Source organism: Ruegeria sp. MALMAid1280 (assembly GCF_049195285.1).
Lineage (GTDB): Bacteria > Pseudomonadota > Alphaproteobacteria > Rhodobacterales > Rhodobacteraceae > Ruegeria.
Map to the genome: position 1 here is coordinate 176068 of NZ_JBMIRT010000049.1, position 20570 is coordinate 196637.

At 58.3% G+C, this 20570-nt stretch carries 22 protein-coding genes; 12 read left to right on the forward strand and 10 right to left on the reverse strand.

Annotated elements, in window-relative coordinates:
* Window positions 1-50: 50 nt before the first annotated feature.
* From ACOQFT_RS12660 to ACOQFT_RS12670, 3 genes are all read right to left on the reverse strand, one after another.
* Window positions 51-695: an MSMEG_1061 family FMN-dependent PPOX-type flavoprotein gene (locus ACOQFT_RS12660; RefSeq protein WP_421598269.1), complete on the reverse strand. Its 645-nt coding sequence runs from the start codon at window positions 693-695 to the stop codon at window positions 51-53.
* A gap of 102 nt (window positions 696-797) precedes the next feature.
* On the reverse strand, window positions 798-2204 hold the full coding sequence (gene glnA / locus ACOQFT_RS12665) for a type I glutamate--ammonia ligase (protein ID WP_421598270.1): 1407 nt from the start codon (window positions 2202-2204) through the stop codon (window positions 798-800).
* A 30-nt stretch (window positions 2205-2234) separates the two neighbouring features.
* Complete coding sequence (locus ACOQFT_RS12670) at window positions 2235-2573, reverse strand: P-II family nitrogen regulator (protein WP_170325301.1); 339 nt, start codon at window positions 2571-2573, stop codon at window positions 2235-2237.
* Between the two features lie 169 nt (window positions 2574-2742).
* Between ACOQFT_RS12670 and ACOQFT_RS12675 the strand changes: the two genes are divergently transcribed.
* The 3 genes from ACOQFT_RS12675 to tig all read left to right on the forward strand — a co-directional run bounded on the left by ACOQFT_RS12675 (window position 2743) and on the right by tig (window position 7374).
* Complete coding sequence (locus ACOQFT_RS12675) at window positions 2743-4431, forward strand: NAD(P)H-hydrate dehydratase (RefSeq protein ID WP_421598271.1); 1689 nt, start codon at window positions 2743-2745, stop codon at window positions 4429-4431.
* 303 nt (window positions 4432-4734) lie between these two features.
* Window positions 4735-5859: a porin gene (locus tag ACOQFT_RS12680; RefSeq protein ID WP_421598272.1), complete on the forward strand. Its 1125-nt coding sequence runs from the start codon at window positions 4735-4737 to the stop codon at window positions 5857-5859.
* Window positions 5860-6042: 183 nt separating this feature from the next.
* Window positions 6043-7374 (forward strand): trigger factor, encoded by a 1332-nt coding sequence (gene tig / locus ACOQFT_RS12685; protein ID WP_421598273.1) that lies wholly within the window; start codon window positions 6043-6045, stop codon window positions 7372-7374.
* 98 nt (window positions 7375-7472) lie between these two features.
* On the opposite strand, the gene ACOQFT_RS12690 is transcribed toward tig, so the two are convergent.
* From ACOQFT_RS12690 to rpsF, 6 genes are all read right to left on the reverse strand, one after another.
* Window positions 7473-8327, reverse strand: coding sequence for an acyl-homoserine-lactone synthase (locus tag ACOQFT_RS12690; RefSeq protein ID WP_421598274.1), 855 nt, complete (start codon window positions 8325-8327; stop codon window positions 7473-7475).
* Between the two features lie 107 nt (window positions 8328-8434).
* Entirely contained in the window at window positions 8435-9136 is a 702-nt protein-coding gene (locus tag ACOQFT_RS12695) for a LuxR family transcriptional regulator (protein WP_421598275.1), read from the reverse strand.
* Window positions 9137-9372: 236 nt separating this feature from the next.
* Complete coding sequence (locus ACOQFT_RS12700; protein ID WP_421598276.1) at window positions 9373-9852, reverse strand: transglycosylase SLT domain-containing protein; 480 nt, start codon at window positions 9850-9852, stop codon at window positions 9373-9375.
* A gap of 152 nt (window positions 9853-10004) precedes the next feature.
* The gene (gene rplI, locus ACOQFT_RS12705; protein ID WP_421598277.1) at window positions 10005-10625 is read right to left on the reverse strand and encodes a 50S ribosomal protein L9; all 621 of its coding nucleotides are present in this window, start codon (window positions 10623-10625) and stop codon (window positions 10005-10007) included.
* Between the two features lie 12 nt (window positions 10626-10637).
* Complete coding sequence (rpsR, locus tag ACOQFT_RS12710) at window positions 10638-10865, reverse strand: 30S ribosomal protein S18 (protein WP_005608650.1); 228 nt, start codon at window positions 10863-10865, stop codon at window positions 10638-10640.
* Between the two features lie 27 nt (window positions 10866-10892).
* Entirely contained in the window at window positions 10893-11246 is a 354-nt protein-coding gene (gene rpsF, locus ACOQFT_RS12715) for a 30S ribosomal protein S6 (protein ID WP_170399869.1), read from the reverse strand.
* Window positions 11247-11529: 283 nt separating this feature from the next.
* On the opposite strand from rpsF, the gene ACOQFT_RS12720 reads away from it, so the two are divergent.
* A complete protein-coding gene (locus tag ACOQFT_RS12720; RefSeq protein WP_421598278.1) occupies window positions 11530-12048 on the forward strand; it encodes a hypothetical protein in 519 nt (172 codons plus the stop codon).
* A 126-nt stretch (window positions 12049-12174) separates the two neighbouring features.
* Window positions 12175-12747 carry a YceI family protein gene (locus tag ACOQFT_RS12725; protein WP_421598279.1) on the forward strand — a complete coding sequence of 191 codons (573 nt, stop codon included), beginning with the start codon at window positions 12175-12177 and terminating at the stop codon, window positions 12745-12747.
* Between the two features lie 54 nt (window positions 12748-12801).
* Here ACOQFT_RS12725 and ACOQFT_RS12730 read toward each other — a convergent pair whose 3' ends face one another.
* Window positions 12802-14028, reverse strand: a complete 1227-nt coding sequence (locus ACOQFT_RS12730; RefSeq protein ID WP_421598280.1) for a cytochrome b/b6 domain-containing protein — start codon at window positions 14026-14028, stop codon at window positions 12802-12804.
* 171 nt (window positions 14029-14199) lie between these two features.
* On the opposite strand from ACOQFT_RS12730, the gene fabD reads away from it, so the two are divergent.
* The 7 genes from fabD (at window position 14200) to mltG (ending at window position 20540) form a co-directional block, all read left to right on the forward strand.
* A complete protein-coding gene (gene fabD, locus ACOQFT_RS12735) occupies window positions 14200-15138 on the forward strand; it encodes an ACP S-malonyltransferase (protein WP_421598281.1) in 939 nt (312 codons plus the stop codon).
* Window positions 15139-15179: 41 nt separating this feature from the next.
* Window positions 15180-15917 carry a 3-oxoacyl-[acyl-carrier-protein] reductase gene (gene fabG, locus ACOQFT_RS12740; protein ID WP_421598282.1) on the forward strand — a complete coding sequence of 246 codons (738 nt, stop codon included), beginning with the start codon at window positions 15180-15182 and terminating at the stop codon, window positions 15915-15917.
* Between the two features lie 212 nt (window positions 15918-16129).
* Complete coding sequence (locus ACOQFT_RS12745; protein WP_008756330.1) at window positions 16130-16363, forward strand: acyl carrier protein; 234 nt, start codon at window positions 16130-16132, stop codon at window positions 16361-16363.
* A 142-nt stretch (window positions 16364-16505) separates the two neighbouring features.
* On the forward strand, window positions 16506-17045 hold the full coding sequence (locus tag ACOQFT_RS12750; RefSeq protein WP_421598283.1) for a GNAT family N-acetyltransferase: 540 nt from the start codon (window positions 16506-16508) through the stop codon (window positions 17043-17045).
* A gap of 120 nt (window positions 17046-17165) precedes the next feature.
* Window positions 17166-17909: a HisA/HisF-related TIM barrel protein gene (locus ACOQFT_RS12755; RefSeq protein ID WP_421598284.1), complete on the forward strand. Its 744-nt coding sequence runs from the start codon at window positions 17166-17168 to the stop codon at window positions 17907-17909.
* Window positions 17910-18113: 204 nt separating this feature from the next.
* Entirely contained in the window at window positions 18114-19379 is a 1266-nt protein-coding gene (gene fabF / locus ACOQFT_RS12760; RefSeq protein WP_421598285.1) for a beta-ketoacyl-ACP synthase II, read from the forward strand.
* The gene (mltG, locus tag ACOQFT_RS12765) at window positions 19380-20540 is read left to right on the forward strand and encodes an endolytic transglycosylase MltG (RefSeq protein ID WP_421598286.1); all 1161 of its coding nucleotides are present in this window, start codon (window positions 19380-19382) and stop codon (window positions 20538-20540) included.
* The last annotated feature ends 30 nt before the right edge of the window (window positions 20541-20570 follow it).

Genomic DNA, 20570 nt, shown 5'->3' on the forward strand with positions numbered 1-20570 from the left:
AATAAAAGTTGAGAGCAAGAGTAGGCTGCAAATCGTAATCCTCAAAGGAGTTAATACAGATCCAGCTCTCCGGTATCTTTCAAAGTTTCGAACCACTCTTCGGGTGTTTTGTCGATTTTGGCGTGTTTGACCATCATCGCGTTCATGTTTGGCAAGTTCGACGAGTCCGGCCATTTTTCAGGCTGCCACAGGTTCGAGCGGATGACGCATTTGGGGCAATGGGCAAACACCGTTTCGACATGGATCAGCAGGGCCAGCTTGGGCGCGCGGTTGGTCACCGCCATTCCTTGCAACAGCTCGGGATCGGCGCAGATCCGGGCGGTGCCGCGAATGCGCAGCGTTTCCATCTTGCCGGGGACAAAGAAGATCAGGCTGACGCGCGGGTCCAGCAGGACGTTGTGAAACGTATCCACGCGCTTGTTGCCGGGGCGGTCAGGGATTGCCATCAATGTGTCCGAAATCACCTGAACAAAACCTTCGGGGTCTCCACGTGGTGAGATATCCAGATGCCCTTCCGGATTGGCCGAGGCGATCAGGCAAAATGGCGAGGCTGCGATAAAGTCGCGGCACATCTGGTCCAGCGCAGGCAGTTCCTTGGCGATGATCTGGGGCAGGGGCGCGCCGGTAATACGCTCCAGTTCTTCCCCCGAAGTCACGAAGTCGGAGTATTGCGAGAAGGGATCGTCAGCTGGCATTGAATCTCTCCTGACTATGATGGCCCCAAGTGTGAAAGATCATGCCAAACGAAACAAGGGCGCCCGATTGGACGCCCTTGCAGATGTAAACCCAAATCCGGATCAGCAGCTGTAGTACATGCCGTATTCAACCGGGTGCGGGGTGTGCTCGTAGGTTTCGACCTCTTCCATCTTCAGCGCGATGTAGCCGTCGATCTGATCCTTGGTGAACACGTCGCCCTGCAGCAGGAAGTCGTGATCGGATGCCAGAGCTTCCAGAGCTTCGCGCAGCGAGCCGCAAACGGTCGGGATATCGGCCAGTTCTTCGGCAGGCAGGTCGTACAGGTTCTTGTCCATGGCTTCGCCCGGATCGATCTTGCTCTTGATGCCGTCCAGGCCGGCCATCAGCAGCGCGGCAAAAGCCAGATAGGGGTTTGCGGCCGGATCGGGGAAGCGAGCCTCGACGCGCTTGGCTTTCGGGCTTTCGGTCCACGGAATACGGACACAACCCGAACGGTTGCGGGCCGAGTAGGCGCGCAGAACCGGGGCTTCGAAGCCGGGGATCAGGCGCTTGTAGCTGTTGGTCGCCGGGTTGGTGAAGGCGTTCAGGGTCTTGGCGTGCTTCAGGATACCACCGATGAAGTACAGCGCTTCGTCCGAAAGGTCGGCATATTTGTCGCCAGCGAACAGCGGCTTGCCGTCTTTCCAGATCGACATGTTCACGTGCATACCGGTGCCGTTGTCACCTGCGATGGGCTTCGGCATGAAAGTGGCCGATTTGCCGTAGGCGTGCGCAACGTTGTGGATGATGTACTTGTACTTCTGCAGTTCGTCCGCCTGTTTCGTCAGGCTGTCGAAGATCAGACCCAGCTCGTGCTGGCACGAGGCAACCTCGTGGTGGTGCTTGTCGACCTTCATGCCCAGGCGTTTCATGGTCGACAGCATTTCCGACCGCAGGTCCTGCGCTTCGTCGATCGGATTGACCGGGAAGTAACCACCTTTGACGCCCGGACGATGGCCCATGTTGCCCATCTCGTATTCGGTGTCGGTGTTCCACGACGCGTCGGTTGCATCAACTTCGTAGGATACCTTGTTGATGCTGTTCGAGAAACGGACGTCGTCGAACAGGAAGAACTCGGCTTCGGGGCCCATATAGGCCACGTCGCCGATACCCGATGCTTTCAGGTATGCTTCGGCTTTCTGAGCGGTGCCGCGCGGGTCACGCTCATAGGCTTCGCCGGTGTCGGGCTCGACAACCGAGCAGTGCACACAGATGGTTTTTTCCGCGTAGAACGGATCGACATAGGCGCTTTCGGTGTCAACCATCAGCTTCATGTCGGAGGCTTCGATCGACTTCCAGCCCGCGATGGACGAACCGTCGAACATGAAGCCTTCTTCCAGGAAGTCCTCGTCAACCTGATCGGCCATCAGGGTGACGTGCTGCAGCTTGCCGCGCGGGTCGGTGAAACGAACATCGACGTATTCGGCGCCTTCGTCCTTGATCAGCTGAAGAACTGCGTCCTTGCTCATACTCTCTATTCCTCTACTTGGAGTGTTCGATTACAGCGCTTCCGAGCCGGTTTCACCGGTCCGGATGCGAATGGCTTGCTCAACGGGCGAGACAAAGATCTTGCCGTCGCCGATTTTGTCGGTTTTCGCGGCCGAAACGATGGCCTCGATGGCGGCATCGACCTGATCGTCGTCCAGTACGACCTCGACCTTCACCTTGGGCAGAAAGTCGACCACGTATTCCGCACCGCGATAGAGTTCGGTGTGGCCTTTCTGACGGCCAAACCCTTTGACCTCGATCACGCTGAGGCCCTGGACACCCACGTCCTGCAGCGCCTCTTTCACTTCGTCCAGTTTGAACGGCTTGATGATCGCTTCGATCTTCTTCATCCCGGGCTCCCTATAACACTTGTCAGAAAGGCACTGATCACGTCTAAGATCACTCGGCAATCTGATTGCGAAAATGGCGGCGTGTGTATGCCGAGAAAAAAGGCGGCAGGTGAAATTTTGACCGACTTGCACAAAAAGTAATCAGAATTGAATCGCCGGAGGAATTGAGATGACGGAATTGCTGACTGCCGCGCAGATGCGGGCCATCGAACAGGCCGCGATTGAGTCCGGTGAAGTGACCGGGCTGGAGCTGATGGAACGAGCCGGGCGGGGCGTTGTCGAGGCGATATTCGAGGAGTGGCCGGATCTGGCAAAATCGCATGGCCGGGCTGTGGTTCTGTGCGGGCCGGGGAACAATGGGGGCGATGGTTTTGTTGTTGCCCGCTTACTGAAAGAGTGGGGTTGGGAGGTTGAGGTCTTTCTATTCGGGGACCCAATGAAACTGCCGCCGGACGCGCGTAAGAATTATGGGCGGTGGAGAACGCTCGGACCGACCAAAAACTTGACCGCCGAAGCTGTGGGGCAGGGCGATCGTCCGGATGTTCTGGTTGACGCAATGTTTGGCACAGGTCTGTCCCGCGCTATCCCACTGGATTTGGCAACGGCCTACCATTCGGTCGAGGCGCGCGATGTGGACGAAAGGCATCCGTCGCTTGCTCCGTTCCATCGTGTCGCTGTTGATTGCCTATCCGGGTTCGACACGGATAGCGGCAAGGTTCTTTTCCCTGAGATGCCGGAAATCACGGGTGACGAAGAACGGGACTTGGAAACCCGTTGGAACTGGTGGGAAAAGGACGCGTCAAAACGGTTGTTTCGAGTTGATCTTACAGTTGTCTTTCACAGAAAGAAAATCGGCCAAGCCCTGTCTGATACCAGTCGGTCGGTTCGCGTCGTCGATATCGGGTTGGGGGTTGAGGACAGACATCACGGACATCTCCAACTCCCAAGGCCAAAGGACTGTGTTATCGGTTTGGAGTTTGATCGACCAAAGGGAATGTCTGGGCGCATTTGGCCTGGGTTCGACCTCGACAAAAGGTCGAATTTGGGTCCACACAAATATTCCCACGGCCACGCGGTAATCCTTTCAGGTGGCGCGGGCAAAACCGGGGCGGCGCGATTGGCGGCGCGGGGGGCTTTGCGCATTGGGGCGGGGTTGGTGACTTTGGCGGTGCCTTCGGCTGCTCAGATGGAGGTCGCGGCGCAGGTAACGGCCATCATGTTGCATCGGGTTGAGGGCGTGGATGGCCTGACCGATGCACTGAAAGATGAGCGGTTGAACGCCCTTTGCCTCGGTCCGGGACTAGGTATAGAACGCGCGCGGGAATTGGTGCCGGCTGCCCTAAACGCCAAACGTGCAACGGTTCTGGATGCCGACGCGTTGACGGCGTTTGCAGATGATCCGGCAGTGTTGTTCTCACAACTCCACGAAAACTGTGTGCTGACGCCACATGGAGGAGAATTCTCGCGGCTATTCCCGGATATTGCCGAGAAGCTGGCGGCAACACCTACCGCAGGCCCGGCCTATTCCAAAGTGGATGCAACGCGCGAGGCCGCCGAGCGGGCAGGTTGTGTGATCCTGTTCAAGGGGCCGGACACGGTAATCGCAGCCCCGGATGGGAGGTGTTCCATCAATGCGGCCTTTTACGAGCGCGCGGCTCCGTGGTTGGCGACCGCGGGCTCGGGCGATGTGCTGGCAGGCTTTATTGCCGGGCTTCTGGCCCGCGAGTTTGAGCCGATGCAGGCGGCGGAAACGGCGGCGTGGCTGCACGTGGAGTGCGCGCGCACGTTTGGCCCGGGGCTTATCGCGGAAGACTTGCCCGAGCAGCTGCCCAAAGTTTTCAATCAACTTAATATATGAATTTGCAGGCGGTTTTTGGCCGATCTGTCAGGCCTTCGGCGGCATTTGGCCGACCGGTCTGCGGTAGTGTCAAAGCGAGTGTTTGCCAGACGCATAGCCGGGCGTCAGAATTCCCTTGGAGTGGATCTCTGGCTGCGATGCGATCGCAGGTAACACGTTGATTAAATGGGAATTAAGGTCGACCTTCAATGTCCGAGTGGCAGGCTTGCAATGCTTTGAAACTACCGCTGCTAACCGCTGGAATGCCTGTGGCAACTGCGCGATAGAGGGGCATCGAAAGCCGGAAATTTCAAGGTGAATGAAATGACGCAGAAACTACAACTGTCTTCAATGGCTGCTGTGCTGGCCGCGACAACGGCAATTCCTGCCGCGGCTGATTTGAAGTACGAAAACAACAGCGGCGGCTATGTGGAGCTATACGGTCAGTTCGACCCGGTGATCGTATCCGTCGATGATGGTGAGGAAACCGAGACTCGTTTGCTGGACAATGATCTGTCCAACAGCCGCGTTGGTCTGCGGCTGATGCAGCCCTACGGCAGCAACGAGTTCATGTTCCGGTTTGAATCCGGGCTGGGCCTGCCAAGCACGGGAACGGCCAACCAGGACGGGACAAATACCAATGGCTGGACGCGCAGCGATATCCGCCACGTCGATTTCTCGTTGAAAGGTGGCTACGGTAAATTCTCGGCCGGTCAGGGCAGCATGGCCTCGGATGGGGCTGCCGAAACTGATCTGTCCTATGTCGGAACGGCGTTGTATTCGTTCACCAACGACGAAAACGGCGCCTTCTTCTATCGTGGAACTGACGGTATTCTGAGCGACATCACCGTGGGCGACTCGTCCAGCAACTTTGACGGAGGGCGTCGCGGGCGCATTCGCTATGACACCCCGGATTTCAACGGGTTCTCGGCCGCGATTGCTTATGGTCAGAACATCCTGTCCAGCAGCGATGACGACGACTATTACGATATCGCGTTTTCTTACGGTAACACCTTCGCCAACGGCGTCGAATTTGCTGCAAGCGTGGCCTATGCGGTGCGTGATTTCGACGACGGCCCGGGTGAGCGGAAAGACACGATCGGGTCCGCTTCGGTTCTTCTGCCCAGCGGCTTCAGCTTTACGGCCGCCCTGGGTACGCGGGACGACACGGCGACAGGGGCCAGCGATCCGGATTACTGGTACACCAAGCTGGCCTATGAAGGCGACTGGGTGTCATGGGGTAAAACTGGTGTCGGTATCGATTACTTTGACGGCTCGGATTTCGAAAACGAGGGATCCAGCACCAAATCCTGGGGTATTGCGGTCGTTCAGCGGATCGACAGCATCAATACCGATGCCTACCTGAAATACCGCAACCACGATTTCGACGACACCGTCGATTTTGACAAAAACGAAGCGTGGGTTCTGGGCGCGCTCTGGAAGTTCTGATCCAGGTGGTCTGAGGGACAAGCGCCCCGGTTCATTCCGGGGCGCTTTTTTTGTTCAAATCGGCGGCAAAACAAGACCGATCCGGGCTTTGCCCCTTGCACGCGGGCGGCTGGGCAAATAGAAGGCGTCAAATTTGCCCGGCGCGCCGTTTTGCGCGCCCCGAATCCTATGGGGACTACCATAATGCAGGTTACCGAGACGCTGAACGAAGGTCTGAAACGCGGCTACAACATCATAGTGTCCGCGGCTGAGCTGGACGACAAGGTGAACGAAAAACTGGTCGAAGCGCAGCCTGAAATCGAAATGAAGGGTTTCCGCAAAGGCAAGGTGCCGATGGCGCTGCTGAAAAAGCAGTACGGCCAACGCCTGCTGGGCGAAGCGATGCAGGAAAGCATCGACGGCGCCATGAACAAGCATTTCGAAGACAGCGGTGAACGCCCCGCGCTGCAGCCCGAGGTCAAGATGACCAACGAGGACTGGAAAGAAGGCGACGATGTCGAGGTCGCGATGTCGTATGAAGCGCTGCCCGAGATTCCGGAAGTTGACCTGAAATCGGTCGAACTGGAAAAGCTGGTGGTCAAGGCAGATGACGCGGCCATCGAAGAAGCGCTGAACAACCTGGCCGAAACTGCGCAGGATTTCAAAGCGCGCCGCAAGGGCTCGAAAGCCAAGGATGGCGACCAGGTCGTGATCGACTTTGTCGGCAAGGTCGACGGTGAAGAATTCGAAGGCGGTTCGGCGGAAGACTATCCGCTGGTTCTGGGCTCGAACAGCTTCATCCCCGGCTTCGAAGAGCAGCTGGTTGGCGTGAAGGCCGAAGAAGAAAAAGACGTCAACGTCAAGTTTCCCGAAGAATACGGTGCCGAGCACCTGGCCGGTAAAGACGCCGTCTTCACCTGCACCGTGAAAGAGGTGAAAGAGCCCGTCGCCGCCGAGATTAACGACGAACTGGCCACCAAGTTCGGAGCCGAAGATCTGGCCGCGCTGAAAGGCCAAATCGCCGAGCGTCTGGAAGCCGAATATGCCGGCGCGTCGCGCGCGGTGATGAAGCGCGCTCTGCTGGACGCGCTGGACGTGAAAGTGTCGTTCGACCTGCCGCCGTCGCTGGTTGAAGCTGAGGCCAAGCAGATCGCTCACCAGCTGTGGCACGAAGAAAACCCGGAAGTGGAAGGTCACGACCACGGCGAGATCGAGCCCACCGATGAGCACAACAAGCTGGCCGAGCGCCGCGTGCGTCTGGGCCTGCTGCTGGCCGAGCTGGGCCAGAAGGCCGAGGTTGAGGTCACCGATGCCGAGATGACCCAGGCGATCATGAACCAGGCGCGTCAGTACCCGGGTCAAGAGCGCCAGTTCTTCGAGTTCGTGCAGCAGAACGCCCAGATGCAGCAGCAACTGCGCGCGCCGATCTTTGAAGACAAGGTCATCGACTACATCGTCGAGCTGGCTCAGGTTGCCGACAAGGAAATCAGCAAAGACGACCTGCAAAAAGCCGTTGAGGCACTGGAAGAGGAATAATCCTCTTCCGCCCATCTAGAACATGGGCATAAAAAAGCGGAGCCGCCTGTAAATCAGACGGCTCCGGTGGGTGGCTTTTGTACTATGAGGTGAGGGGGTCAGGCCTCATGAGCAAAAGCACGGGGGGTACTTAACAGAGCGGTCTTCTGCTCTGGTGTGAAACGGTCCGAAAGCGCTTCGATCAGTTTCAGGATATTGTTGACTTCGTCTTGCGTTGTTGCTGAATGCATCTGTTCGACAAAGTACTTTTCAAGCTCAGTCAGTGGTTGATGGTCGCGGTTCGCAACGCTCGGGTCGGCCGGTTTCTTGCTGTTGAACAGAGCCAGAGCCTGATCTTCTTCTAGAAACACGCTCTCCGATATGTCGGCAAATTCCCGGAGGCTGGCGATGCGTTCATCGGTGCAATCCACCAGAGCCGCCAGGGCCGAAACCTTGCCCATCGGCACGGTTTTCCCGACATAGTCGTAAGGCGCACAGGCCGAGCGTTTGAGGACCCGATCCATTACCGGATCAATGACCGTGACAATGTCCTGGACGCCTGCAGCTTTGGCATATTCCAGCGAACCAATCATCAGTTCGCAAGTGGCGTAGGACAACGAATTCTGGCCTTTGCCGCGGGTCAATCGTTGGGTGTCGACGCAGAAGCGGGTGGATTCCCACAGCGTCGCACTTCGAATTGGCGGTTCTCCGTCCAAAATGGCCGAGAAAACATCGGCCAGCATATGAGGGCCGGTGGTCTGAAGGGCACGCACGGCCGCGACGACATTCCCCTCGTCGTCGAACCCGATTACGTATGTCGGATCGAGGTGGTCAAACTCATCGATCTCTTTGCCATCTTCAATTTTGACATCCCATCCGAGACGGTCGCCAAATACGCGCGCTCTCAACTCGAACATTTCGTCAAGAACTTCGCCGAACAGATGTCTGTTCAGCCCATCTACTACGATGATCATTTCTTCCCCCTTCGAGTGGTTGTTCGGTAAACCAAACGTTACAGTTTCGAGGGGGAATATCTATTGGGGGTTTCCCGTATTTTGTTCGGATTGTGGGGTTATTGTGTTCAACCCGTGCCGATAAGCCCGACTGCGATGGCACGCCCCACGGCCTGTGGTGTGGTCAGCGCGCACAGCTTTTCCCGGCTTGAACGCAGGTGGACCTCGACCGTACGGTGGGAGATAGAGAGAATGTCGCCTATGTCCTGCTGCGATTTCCCTGCTGCAACCCATTGCAGAATCTCTGCTTCACGGGTGGACAGGTTGGGGTGATACAGCGCACCGGTGAACGCGTCCGAGGTCATCACATTGTCATGAATGTGTACTGCCATGGCCTGAAGGTCACTGATGGTGTGGGCAGAGAGTTTGCGCCATTCTTCCTGGGGGCAATTACGCGTCACGCTTAGAAACCCTACATCGCCGTATGGTCCGCGGACGGGAATGGTAACCCCTTGACTGGACAGGCCAAAATCATGGGCGTCCCGGAAAACGCGTTGGAAGTTGGGGCTGCGCTCCAAGCGGCTCCAGTCAACCGGAGCGATGCTGCGCTTGGCCATGTGCAGGGTCGGGTCAATCATTACCAGGTCGTGCTTCTGGTAATGTTCCTTCCAATCGTCATTATAGGTAACGTGGCCTGCAACTTTCCCCTCTGACGGGTTCATTCCGGCATAGGCTGCATGGTCCATTTCAAACTTTTCGCACACCTGTTGCAGAAACTCGGTAAACCGAGTTTCAGAACCTGACAGTGTACTCAGATCGACTACTTCCATTTTTGCGCCTGCGAACCACAACTAGATTTGAGACCCGATGGTGTCTTCGGGCCAGAACCTTACCCAGGGTGTAACTGTCTTACCTTGAGTAAATTAGGACAGCACATTTTCCGGAATATGACAAGACAATGGGAAACTGACCGATCATTTCGGATAGGTATTGTTGGGAAATAAGCATTTTGGACACTATTTCATCGGTTGTGCTCAAAATATCCTATGCGAAGGGTTTCAAAATCCTACCGTGAAGGTTGAAGCCCGGTTTCGACCAGCATACCTCGTGCCTTGGCTTCCGGGTAATACCCTTTGGCATACAGAAAAATCGCCCGTTGCTGGTTACCGTCCGAAAGCAGCCACGCACCACGCAGGTACTTGCCTGCAAATTCGAGGTTGGTATCCGCATCCAGCAGCCCCTTGGCATTTCCGGAATAACCCATCGAACGCGCCGTGGCAGGCAGGATCTGCAGCAAGCCGTAATAGGGGCGGTTTACGGCCCAGGGTCGATGGGTGCTTTCGCGGATTGCCAGCTTGTGCACCAGCTCGCGCGGAACCTCGTAATGGTCCGCCCAATGGTTGATCGATGCGCGCAGCTCGGGCGTCTCGTTGGGGTACAGCGGTGGATCGAATGCATCCTGTGTTGGCTTGTCTGGCCCGCCACAGGCGGCCAAGGGGGCTGTCAGCAAGATGGCGAGGACGCTGCGGCGCAAGAAAGATGTCATCTGAGTACTCCGAAATTCAGCCGCGATGATAGGAAACACGAAGCCGCGTGCAAGCATAGGTCATAATTCTGGCCGAATTTTGCCCGTTTGGCGTGTGCAAGAAAAAAGGCCGCACAAATTGTGCGGCCTTTTCAAATCTCACCTCAGCCGGATCAGGCTTTGGCTTCGTCTTCTTCAGCCGGAGCTTCTTCGGCAACCAGCTCTTCGTCGTCGGAAGCAGCGGAACCGATGTCGTCGAACAGCTCGGCGATCTCGAATTCAGCGGCGGCTTCTTCTTCCGCTGCCAGCTCCTGGATCGATTTGCCCGATGCCTGCAGTTCGGCTTCTTCTTCCGAACGGGCAACGTTCATCTTGATCTCAACTTCGACCTCGGGGTGCAGTTTGACTGCCAGCGAGTGCAGGCCCAGTTCCTTGATCGGCGCGATCAGGGCGATCTGTTTCTTGTCGACGGTGAAACCAGCATCGGTCGCGGCGTCTGCGGCGTCACGCGGGGTGACCGAACCGTACAGAGCGCCAGCATCCGATGCCGAGCGAATCACGATGAACTGCTGACCGTCCAGCTTTTCAGCCAGTGCTTCAGCTTCTTTCTTGGTTTCCAGGTTGCGGGCCTCAAGCTGCGCTTTCTGGGCTTCGAACGACGCGATGTTGGCGTTCGATGCGCTCAGCGCTTTGCCTTGGGGCAGCAGGAAGTTGCGGGCGTAGCCAGGCTTGACGTCCACGACGTCGCCCATCTGACCCAGTTTCGCAACGCGTTCCAGCAGGATAACTTGCATATCAGTCTCTCCTTACTTCACGGCGTAGGGCAGCAGGGCGAGGAAGCGCGCGCGCTTGATAGCACGGGCCAGTTCACGCTGCTTTTTCGCCGAAACGGCGGTGATGCGCGAAGGTACGATCTTGCCGCGCTCAGAGATGTAGCGCTGCAGCAGACGGGTGTCTTTGTAGTCGATTTTCGGCGCGTTCTCACCCGAGAACGGGCAGACCTTGCGGCGGCGGAAAAATGGTTTTGCGGCCATGGTTTATGTCCTTTCGTCAGGCGTTGATCAGCGGCGCTCGCGGCGGCCTTCGCGCTCATCGCGCTTCTGCATCTGGACCGAGGGGCCCTCGGCATGCTCGTCGACCTTGATGGTCAGAACGCGCATGACGTCTTCATGCAGGCGCATCAGGCGTTCCATTTCCTGAACGGCGCCGGCGGGGGCGTCGGTCTTCAGGAAGGAATAGTGACCCTTGCGGTTCTTGTTGATCTTGTAGGCCATCGTCTTGACGCCCCAGTACTCGCTTTCGACGACGTTGCCGCCGTTGTCAGCCAGAACGGTGCCGAAATGTTCGACGAGGCTTTCTGCCTGCGCGTTGGACAGGTCCTGACGCGCGATCATTACATGCTCATACAGTGGCATGTGCACTCCTGTTTCTATCAAGGCGCATTTCATAGGCTGGGCCGTTTTGTCCTTCGCGACCCTGCCACGAGAGGCTGCGCGATTCATGTGATTTGCGAAGGATGGCCCCATATACACGTTTCAGCCCGGGGGGCAAGCCCTGCCACCGGTGCCTTGGTGAAGTCGCGCTAATTCCACCGCACTGCCCAATTCCTGACGTTTTTCGGCTCAAAGTTGTTTTCATACCGGGGAGCATCCGGAGAAACCGGACCCAGGACGGCAACCTGAAAACAGGGTGAGAGATATGACCGCGATGAATACGAATGCATTCGAAGAGTCCGCAAAATCCGCGAACTATGAGAAATCCGTGCCAGTGCTGATCGGGTTCGAGCCGAACTGGAAAGTCCGAATGGTTCTGGCCCGCATTGCGGGGGCGTTTCTGATCGTGATGGCGTTTTCCATGTGGCTGATGGATGGTTCTGCCATGGGAACCGAGGTCTGGCCGATCAAACTGGCCGCGTCGCTGATGTTCCTGCTGGTCGGGGTCAGCCTGCTGACGATCCAGATCCTTGATGCCCGTCCTGACGCTTATTTCGACCCGATCCGCCGCGAGGTACGGGTACTGCAGAAGAACGAAAACGGACGGCCGCAAACCGTTCTGCGCCGCAGCTATGACACGCTGGGCGGTGCGCGCTTTGACGACGAACAGGTCGAGTTGTTCGATGTCGATGGCAGCTTGCTGATGAAGCTGCCGCTACAGTCGGCGGATGTCGGCCGGGCGCTGAAAGGGCAACTGAGCGGAAGTGTAACAATCTTCGCCTAAGATTTATTCTGTTCACGAAAGAACAGAAACTGTGAGAGAATAATACTTGTGTGCTGCCTTTAGGCAGCACATTTTTGTTATTGAGCAACCCAACAGGTTTGCATTCACAAAATTGCGGAGATTGTCATGAAATCCACCCTTCTTGCTGCTGCACTGGCCGTTTCGGCGACCTCGGCGTTTGCAAGCGCCGAGAAATACACTCTGGACCCCAGCCACAGCCAGGTGGTCTTCACTTATAACCACCTTGGTTTCTCGACCACGACCGGCATGTTCTCGGGCTTTGAAGGCGAGATCATGTTCGATCAGGAAGACCCCGCCGCATCCAGCGTTTCCGTGTCGATGCCCGTGGTCGAGATTTTCACCGGCTGGAAGCCGCGCGAAGATCACTTCATGACCGAGGATTTCTTTGGCGTGGCCGAAGGTGACATGATCACCTTTACTTCGACTGGTATCGAGGTCACCGGCGAGGGCACCGCCAATATCACTGGCGATCTGACCATGAACGGCGTGACCAAGTCGGTTGTGCTGGATGCCAAGCTGAACCAAGTGGGTGAGCATCCGATGGCGAACAAGCCCTGGGCGGGGTTTGATGCCACCACCACGCTTGTGCGCAGCGATTTCGAACTGGGCCAGTTTGCGCCGTTCGTTGGTGACGAAGTTGAAGTCCGGATTTCGATCGAGGCACAGAAGGCTGAATAAGCCGGCTACGATCCTTTGAAATGAAACCGCCGTGGTGTTGCCCCGGCGGTTTTTTTAGTTTTCTCGTTCAGCGGTCAGGTTGACCGAGACCACGACCCCAAAGCCCAGAGACTCTTCGGTCGGCTGAGAGCTGCCAACGTCAAAATCCAGACGGTTGAGCTCCAGTTCTCCAGCCATCGCGGCGGTGTTTTCCTGCAGGTCGAGGGTGAATGGCAGTACGACATCCACCGATTTGTCTCGGATGGTCAGGGGGCCACGCGCCTCATATCCGGTGTCTGTCTTGTAAATGTCGGCTTTGAACTGGGCCGTCGGGAACTGGGCGCTGTTAAAGAAATCGGCGGCCATGGCCTGATCCGTCACCGTTCCCAATGTCAGTGAAGTGATCGAGATTGTGACGTCCACGGTTCCGGCCAGCCCCGGTTCGGCTGGCTCTTCAAAGGCGATTGCGGCGGTCCAGTCGGAGAAACGGCCGGTCACCGGGCTGCCCAACTGGGCGATGGTGATGGATAGGTCTCCATCCTGCACCTGCCAGTCCGATTGCACCTCGGTCAGTTCGGCGGTGTCGGTTGCGGCAGCGGAGTGGTCCGAGAAGATGCCGATGGACCAGCCGCCGATCAAAATCGCCACCCAGACCGCCAGCGCCGCGACAGCCGGAATCAGTGAATGGTGTTGCGCAGGGGGCTCGGGCGCGTCCGAATGGCCGGGCAACATGCGGCGCAGGGTGCTGTCCTTGTCGACCACATGATGCTTGAGGGCCCCGGCGATGTGCAGGACCAGAGACCCGGCCAAAACCCAGATGAACAGCCAGTGCAGGCCGGACGTGACCTCGGAGACAAAGGGCGACTTGGGTACGAAGGGTAGGTTTTGCCCAAAGGGCCACAGGATCGGTGCGAACCCTTCGGATGCGGCATGATGCAACCAGCCGGTCAGCGGCACCAGAACCAGCGAAGCATAGAGCATCCAGTGTACGGTCTCGGCGGCGAAGGCTTCGGGTTTGTTCTCGGCGTTCAGCAGCCCCGGCTTGGTCTGTGTCACCGCCCACAGGATGCGGGCGAGGGCGACAAAGAAAACAGTGACCCCCACGGTCTTGTGCAACGAGAACAGACGGGTCGCCCGGGCGATATCGTCCTCGGTGGTCGGGATCGAAGGGTCATAGATCGCATGAGCCAGATCATTGGCGACCCATCCCAGCGGCAGCGCCGTGAATATCAGCAGGGCGGTCAGCCAGTGGAACGTCTTGGTCACGCTGCCATAACTGGAAAAGGTATTGGTCGAGGGCATCTGTTGCTCCGGGGCTGGGGTGGCTGATTTCAACCTAAAGCCATGGGATCAGGACTCAATAGCGTGATGCGCACATAAAAAGTGCCACAGTGCAGAGGTCAGGCAATGCTTGTGCCGCGTCCACACTCGGTTTACACCCCCCGGCAACCTAACGTCATCCAAGAGGTCGCAATGACACGCGCATTCGTTTTTCCGGGGCAGGGCGCCCAAACCATTGGGATGGGCAAGGCTCTGGCCGAGGCATACCCGGCTGCTCAGGCAGTGTTCGACGAGGTCGACGAAGCCCTGGGTGAAAAGCTGAGCAGCCTGATCTGGGAAGGTGACATTGCGGACCTGACACTGACGCAAAATGCGCAGCCGGCGCTGATGGCGACCTCGATGGCCGCAATGCGCGCGCTGGAGGCCGAGGGCGTTTCGGTGACCGATGCAGTCTTTGTCGCCGGTCACTCGCTGGGTGAATATTCGGCACTGGCCGCTGCTGGCGCGCTGTCGGTTGCAGATACGGCGCGTTTGCTGCGCACCCGTGGTCAGGCGATGCAAAGCGCCGTGCCGGTGGGCGAGGGCGCAATGGCCGCCATTCTGGGCCTTGATCTGGACGCTGTCCGCGCCGTGGCCGAAGAGGCCGCGCAGGGCGAAGTCTGTCAGGCAGCAAACGATAACGACCCGACCCAGGTTGTGGTCTCGGGTGCCAAGGCCGCCGTAGAACGCGCGGCTGAGATCGCCAAGGAAAAAGGCGCCAAGCGCGCGGTGATGCTGCCGGTGAGTGCACCGTTCCATTGCGCGCTGATGCAACCTGCTGCCGACGTGATGGCCGAGGCTCTGGCCGCTGTTGAAATTAAGGCTCCTGCTGTGCCGTTGGTTGCGAATGTACGCGCCGAAGCGGTCACCGACCCGGACCTGATCCGCCAGTTGCTGGTCGAACAGGTCACCGGTTCGGTCCGTTGGCGCGAAAGCGTGCAGTACATGGCCGCGCAGGGTGTCACCGAGACATGGGAGATCGGCGCAGGCAAGGCGCTGTCGGGCATGATCCGCAAGATCAACCGCGACATTGCGGGCAAGGCCGTTGGCACGCCGGAAGACGTGCAAAAGGTCACCCAGGCCGAATCGTAAGTTGAAAACGTCCCGTTGGGACGCACGAAAAGGGAAACCGAATGTTTGATTTGACAGGTAAGAATGCGCTGATCACAGGCGCTTCGGGTGGTATCGGGGGCGATATCGCGCGCGCGCTGCACGGCGCTGGCGCCACTGTCGGGCTGTCTGGTACACGGGTCGAGCCGCTGCAGGCACTGGCGGATGAGCTGGGCCAGCGCGTCCACGTGCTGCCCTGCAACCTGAGTGATCCTGAAGCCGTTGCGGCGCTGCCGAAACAGGCGGCGGATGCAATGGGGTCGGTCGATATTCTGGTCAACAACGCGGGTATCACGCGGGACAACCTGTTCATGCGCATGTCGGACGAGGAATGGCAGAGCGTGATCGACGTGAACCTGACCGCCACTGCCAAGCTGTGCAAGGGCGTTCTGCGCGGCATGATGAAGGCGCGCTGGGGTCGGATCATCAATATCTCGTCTATTGTAGGTGCAACCGGAAACCCGGGTCAGGTCAACTATTCCGCGTCCAAGGCGGGCATGGTCGGCATGACCAAGTCTCTGGCCTGCGAGGTCGCAAGCCGCGGAATCACGGCCAACGCGGTGGCGCCAGGCTTCATCACTACGGCGATGACCGACAAGCTGACAGACGATCAGAAATCCGCCCTCCTGACACAGGTTCCGGCCGGTCGTATGGGCGAGCCATCGGAAATTGCTGCGGCAGTTCTGTACCTTGCCAGCCCTGAAGCGGGTTATGTTACAGGAGCGACCTTGCATGTGAATGGCGGTATGGCCATGTTGTGATCGCAGACCGAGGCGGGCGCGAAAGCGTTTGCCTTGGGCGTTGTCTGTGCTATAGGCGGCGCATGTATGCAGGGGTCGGCCAAAGGGTCGGCCTTCTACTTTCCCGGTAATTCGGGGACCCAAACCGCCCGGACCGGGCAAAATCAAAGCCAGCCTGAGCGGGCAAGGGCTGAACCGGGCACTACGCCCTGAAAATGGAATGAGGAATAGACATGAGCGACGTCGCAGATCGCGTTAAAAAGATCGTTGTTGAGCACCTGGGTGTTGAAGAAGACAAAGTAGCCGAGAACGCTTCGTTCATCGACGACCTGGGCGCCGACAGCCTGGATACCGTTGAGCTGGTCATGGCCTTCGAAGAAGAGTTCGGCATCGAGATCCCGGATGACGCAGCCGAAACCATCCAGACCTTTGGCGACGCCGTCAAATTCATCTCTGAAGCGTCCTGATCGCTTCGAAATCTCATAAAAACGGCGCTTCCGGGCAACGGAGGCGCCGTTTTTTTATGCCTGTTCAGATTTCGGGCTTGTCAGGGTAAGGCTACGTTCGCAACGATCCCCCTGAGGCACAATAATCTTGAGCGGGCAGGGCATGATACGATCCACCCCGACTATAAACACATCGCGCCTGATGCTTTGCGGCATGCGGCCCGAGGATTTCAACCGGTTCGCCGAGATTTGGCGCAACCCATGTATCGTGCGCCATATTGGCGGCAAGCCGCGTTCGCGTGGTGAGGCATGGGATTCGTTTCTGCGCAATGCCGGGCATTGGCAGATGGCCGGGTTCGGGCAATGGGCCGTGTTGCAACAATCGAATCGGCTGATGATCGGGCAGGCCGGTTTTTTCTATGGCAACCGGTCTTTGGGCGATGATTTCGACAGTTTTCCCGAAGCCGGATGGATTCTGGTGCCCGAGGCACAAGGCCAGGGGTTGGGGTTTGAGGCTGCCCAGGCTGCGCATGACTGGTTTGACCGCATCATGCCCGGACCGTTGGTGGCAATGGTGAATTCGGCGAATTCAGTCTCGCAGAAGCTGGCCCAAAAGCTGGGTTACACGGTGATGCGCGAATGCAAATACAACGACACTCCGGTCGTGTTGCTGCGCCGGAACGGACCGCCCGCGCGCCTTTAGTCTCAACTTGGTTGTGATGCCGCAAAATGTCCTCAGTTTGCCGAAACTGGTGGCATTCGCGATTCTGCGGGCGTGTATGGTACAGTGAATTGCAATGCGAATGAGCGGAGGAGCGTGCTCATGAGGATTTACCCCACAATGGAACTGCAGAACGGCCGGTGTGTGACGCTGGAAAAGGGCCGTCTGGACGAAGCGATGATCTGGCACGTGGACCCTGTTGAAACAGCGCGTGGTTGGTCAGCCGCAGGTGCGGATTGGATGCAACTGACGGATTTCGACGCGATCGAAGGGCGGGACACCAACGCCGAGCTGGTCGAAGAGATCATTCGCTCGTCTGAAATGTCGGTGCAACTGGCGGGTGGTATGCGCACCCGCGAGCAGGTTGAGTATTGGATCGACAAGGGGGCTGGACGTATCGTCCTTGGTACATTGGCCGCCTGGGATCCGATCCTGGTCAAGGAACTTGCCAAGCTTTATCCGGATCAGATCGTTCTGGCCGTGGATGTTTGGCAAGGTCAGGTGATGACCGAGGGCTGGCGCAGCCAGAGTGCTTTCACCCCGGAAGCCTATATCGAGGCGTTCGCCGATACCCCGTTTGCCGCCATTCTGGTAACGGATATCGACAGCGATATGGAGGACGTTGAGGCGCAACTGGGCCTGATCTCCGGTCTTGCTGAGAAATCCCGCACCCCGATCATCGCCAGCGGTGTGGTGCGCACGGCGGACGATATCTCGCGCTTGGCCTACATCTCGAATATATCGGGTGCGATTGTCGGGCGGGCGCTGTTCCGCAAGTCGCTTGATCTGGCCGAGGCACTGGAAGTGGCCAAAACCGCACATGAACCGGTCGCACAGTTCCAGTAACTGACGGACAATTCGGAAACCGCCCGCTGCCGATCGAGGCAGCGGGCGGTTTTGTCAATTCTGAGCCGTTCTTGTGGTGACGGGCGGAATTTCTTTCCGTTTTGGCAGGATGCTGCCGGAAGGGAATATGCCGTTGCTCTTGCCCCCGGCCCCCGGGCCGGGGTATGAGCGGTTCTCAAACAGGAAGCAGGCAAGAGGCATTTCATGCGCAGAGTCGTTGTAACCGGTCTGGGATTGGTCACTCCGTTGGCCAGTGGGGTCGAGGAAACCTGGTCGCGGCTGCTGGACGGAGAATCCGGTGCAGGCCCGATCACTCAGTTCGACGCTGAGGCAAGCGGGGTCACCACGACCTATGCCTGCGAAGTGCCGCGTGGAGACGGCACCAATGGAACCTTCAACCCCGATGATTGGATGCCGCCAAAAGAGCAGCGCAAGATCGAGGACTTTATCCTGTATTCCATCGCTGCGGCCGACATGGCCTGTGCAGATGCGGGCTGGACGCCTGAGGACGAAGAGGCGCGTCTGCGCACCGGCGTTCTGATCGGCTCTGGCATTGGTGGCCTTGGGTCCATCGCGGATACGGCCAACCTGATCCGCGACAAGGGTCCGCGTCGCGTGTCACCCTTCTTTATTCCCGGCGCCCTGATCAACCTGGCCTCCGGGCAGGTTTCGATCCGTCACGGTTTCAAAGGTCCGAACCACTCGGTTGTGACGGCCTGTTCGACCGGTGCGCACGCAATTGGCGATGCCAGCCGCATCATCCGCGCGGGTGATGCAGACGTCATGGTTGCAGGTGGCGGTGAAGGTTGCATCTGCGAGATCGGCATCGCGGGCTTCAACGCCTGCAAGGCACTGTCGACCAAATATGCCGATGACCCCAAGAAGGCGAGCCGCCCCTATGACATCGATCGTGACGGTTTCGTCATGGGCGAGGGCGCAGGCATTGTCGTGCTGGAAGAATATGAACACGCCAAGGCCCGCGGCGCGAAAATTTACGCCGAGGTTCTGGGTTATGGCATGTCCGGCGACGCCTATCACATCACAGCGCCGTCTGAGGATGGCGACGGGGCCGAGCGTTCGATGAAAGCCGCCCTGCGCAGCGCCGGGCTGGAACCGAAGGATCTGGACTATATCAACGCCCACGGCACCTCGACCATGGCGGATACGATCGAACTGGGGGCTGTGGAGCGCCTGTTGGGCGATCATGCCGGCAATGCGACCATGACCTCGACCAAATCGGCCACCGGCCACCTGCTGGGCGCGGCTGGCGCGATTGAGGCGATTTTCTCGATCCTCGCGATCCGCGATCAGGTGGCACCGCCGACAATCAATCTGGAAAACCCGGCGGTTGAAACCCCGATTGATCTGGCGCCGAACGCAAAGCGTGAGCGTGAGATCAACGTGGCCCTGTCGAACTCGTTCGGCTTTGGCGGCACCAACGCGAGCGTGATCTTCGGAAAGGCCAGCTAAATGTGGCGGGCTTTGGCATCGAACGCGCTGACCATCCTGGTGGTCAGCCTGTTCTTGATCGGCGGTCTGATCCTGTGGGGGCAGTCGCAGTACAAGGCCGAGGGCCCGCTGCAATCCGCCATGTGCCTGCAGGTCAAAAGCGGATCGAATATGACCCGCGTCAGCCAGCAGCTTGAAGATGATGGCGCGATCAGCAATGCCATGATCTTCCGGATGGGGGCGGATTACACCGACAAGGCCCAGCAATTGAAAGCAGGCAGCTTTCTGGTGCGCGAAGGTGCGTCGATGGAGCAGATCATCGACGAGATCACCAGCAGCGGCGCCAGCACCTGTGGGTCCGAGATCGAGTATCGCATTGGTGTGACACGGGTTCAGACCCGCGTGCGTGAGTTGGACCCGGCCACGCTGGACTTTGTTGAGATCGCCAGCTTTGAGGCGGGTGAAGAGGAAGCCCCTGCCGAGTATGCAGAGAAGCGTCAGGATTCCGACACTCGCTATCGTGTTTCGGTCGCCGAAGGTGTGACCTCGTGGCAAGTGGTTGAGGCGCTGAAGGGCATCGACGCGCTGACCGGTGAAGTGTCCGAGATCCCGGCCGAGGGTATGCTGGCCCCCGACAGTTATGAACTGGCCCCGGGCGATGACCGGGCGGCCGTGCTGCAGGATATGCAGGACAAGCAACAGTTGCGGATCAACGCGGTCTGGGAAAGTCGCCAGGGTGATTTGCCAATCAGCAGCCCCGAAGAGATGCTGATCCTTGCCTCGATCATTGAGAAGGAAACTGGCGTCCCGCATGAGCGCGGCCAGGTGGCAAGCGTTTTTGTGAACCGGCTGGAAAAAGGTATGAAGCTGCAGACGGACCCAACCGTGATTTACGGCGTCACCAAGGGTCAGGGCGTTCTGGGTCGCGGTCTGCGCCGGAGTGAGCTTCGCCGGGCAACACCATGGAATACTTACGTAATCGATGGTCTTCCGCCGACACCAATTGCCAATCCGGGACTTGCAAGCCTTGAGGCCGCCGTGGCGCCGGAAGAGACGGATTACGTCTTCTTTGTTGCGGATGGAACAGGCGGTCACGCTTTCGCGGAAACGCTGGATGAGCACAACCGCAACGTTGCCAAATGGCGAGAAATCGAAGCCGAGAGAAACAGCTCGAGCAACTAAGAAAAGGGCCGCGTCGAAAAACGCGGCCCT

What these genes read in the sequence shown, in the direction of transcription:
- ACOQFT_RS12745 (WP_008756330.1), top strand. Translation starts at nt 16,130, where the DNA reads ATGAGCGACGTCGCAGATCGCGTTAAAAAGATCGTTGTTGAGCACCTG.
- fabF (WP_421598285.1), top strand. Translation starts at nt 18,114, where the DNA reads ATGCGCAGAGTCGTTGTAACCGGTCTGGGATTGGTCACTCCGTTGGCC.
- ACOQFT_RS12750 (WP_421598283.1), top strand. Translation starts at nt 16,506, where the DNA reads ATGATACGATCCACCCCGACTATAAACACATCGCGCCTGATGCTTTGC.
- mltG (WP_421598286.1), top strand. Translation starts at nt 19,380, where the DNA reads ATGTGGCGGGCTTTGGCATCGAACGCGCTGACCATCCTGGTGGTCAGC.
- ACOQFT_RS12680 (WP_421598272.1), top strand. Translation starts at nt 4,735, where the DNA reads ATGACGCAGAAACTACAACTGTCTTCAATGGCTGCTGTGCTGGCCGCG.
- ACOQFT_RS12725 (WP_421598279.1), top strand. Translation starts at nt 12,175, where the DNA reads ATGAAATCCACCCTTCTTGCTGCTGCACTGGCCGTTTCGGCGACCTCG.
- ACOQFT_RS12690 (WP_421598274.1), bottom strand. Translation starts at nt 8,327, where the DNA reads ATGATCATCGTAGTAGATGGGCTGAACAGACATCTGTTCGGCGAAGTT.
- ACOQFT_RS12755 (WP_421598284.1), top strand. Translation starts at nt 17,166, where the DNA reads ATGAGGATTTACCCCACAATGGAACTGCAGAACGGCCGGTGTGTGACG.
- ACOQFT_RS12660 (WP_421598269.1), bottom strand. Translation starts at nt 695, where the DNA reads ATGCCAGCTGACGATCCCTTCTCGCAATACTCCGACTTCGTGACTTCG.
- fabD (WP_421598281.1), top strand. Translation starts at nt 14,200, where the DNA reads ATGACACGCGCATTCGTTTTTCCGGGGCAGGGCGCCCAAACCATTGGG.
- ACOQFT_RS12670 (WP_170325301.1), bottom strand. Translation starts at nt 2,573, where the DNA reads ATGAAGAAGATCGAAGCGATCATCAAGCCGTTCAAACTGGACGAAGTG.
- ACOQFT_RS12720 (WP_421598278.1), top strand. Translation starts at nt 11,530, where the DNA reads ATGACCGCGATGAATACGAATGCATTCGAAGAGTCCGCAAAATCCGCG.
- rplI (WP_421598277.1), bottom strand. Translation starts at nt 10,625, where the DNA reads ATGCAAGTTATCCTGCTGGAACGCGTTGCGAAACTGGGTCAGATGGGC.
- rpsF (WP_170399869.1), bottom strand. Translation starts at nt 11,246, where the DNA reads ATGCCACTGTATGAGCATGTAATGATCGCGCGTCAGGACCTGTCCAAC.
- ACOQFT_RS12730 (WP_421598280.1), bottom strand. Translation starts at nt 14,028, where the DNA reads ATGCCCTCGACCAATACCTTTTCCAGTTATGGCAGCGTGACCAAGACG.
- ACOQFT_RS12675 (WP_421598271.1), top strand. Translation starts at nt 2,743, where the DNA reads ATGACGGAATTGCTGACTGCCGCGCAGATGCGGGCCATCGAACAGGCC.
- rpsR (WP_005608650.1), bottom strand. Translation starts at nt 10,865, where the DNA reads ATGGCCGCAAAACCATTTTTCCGCCGCCGCAAGGTCTGCCCGTTCTCG.
- tig (WP_421598273.1), top strand. Translation starts at nt 6,043, where the DNA reads ATGCAGGTTACCGAGACGCTGAACGAAGGTCTGAAACGCGGCTACAAC.
- ACOQFT_RS12695 (WP_421598275.1), bottom strand. Translation starts at nt 9,136, where the DNA reads ATGGAAGTAGTCGATCTGAGTACACTGTCAGGTTCTGAAACTCGGTTT.
- ACOQFT_RS12700 (WP_421598276.1), bottom strand. Translation starts at nt 9,852, where the DNA reads ATGACATCTTTCTTGCGCCGCAGCGTCCTCGCCATCTTGCTGACAGCC.
- glnA (WP_421598270.1), bottom strand. Translation starts at nt 2,204, where the DNA reads ATGAGCAAGGACGCAGTTCTTCAGCTGATCAAGGACGAAGGCGCCGAA.
- fabG (WP_421598282.1), top strand. Translation starts at nt 15,180, where the DNA reads ATGTTTGATTTGACAGGTAAGAATGCGCTGATCACAGGCGCTTCGGGT.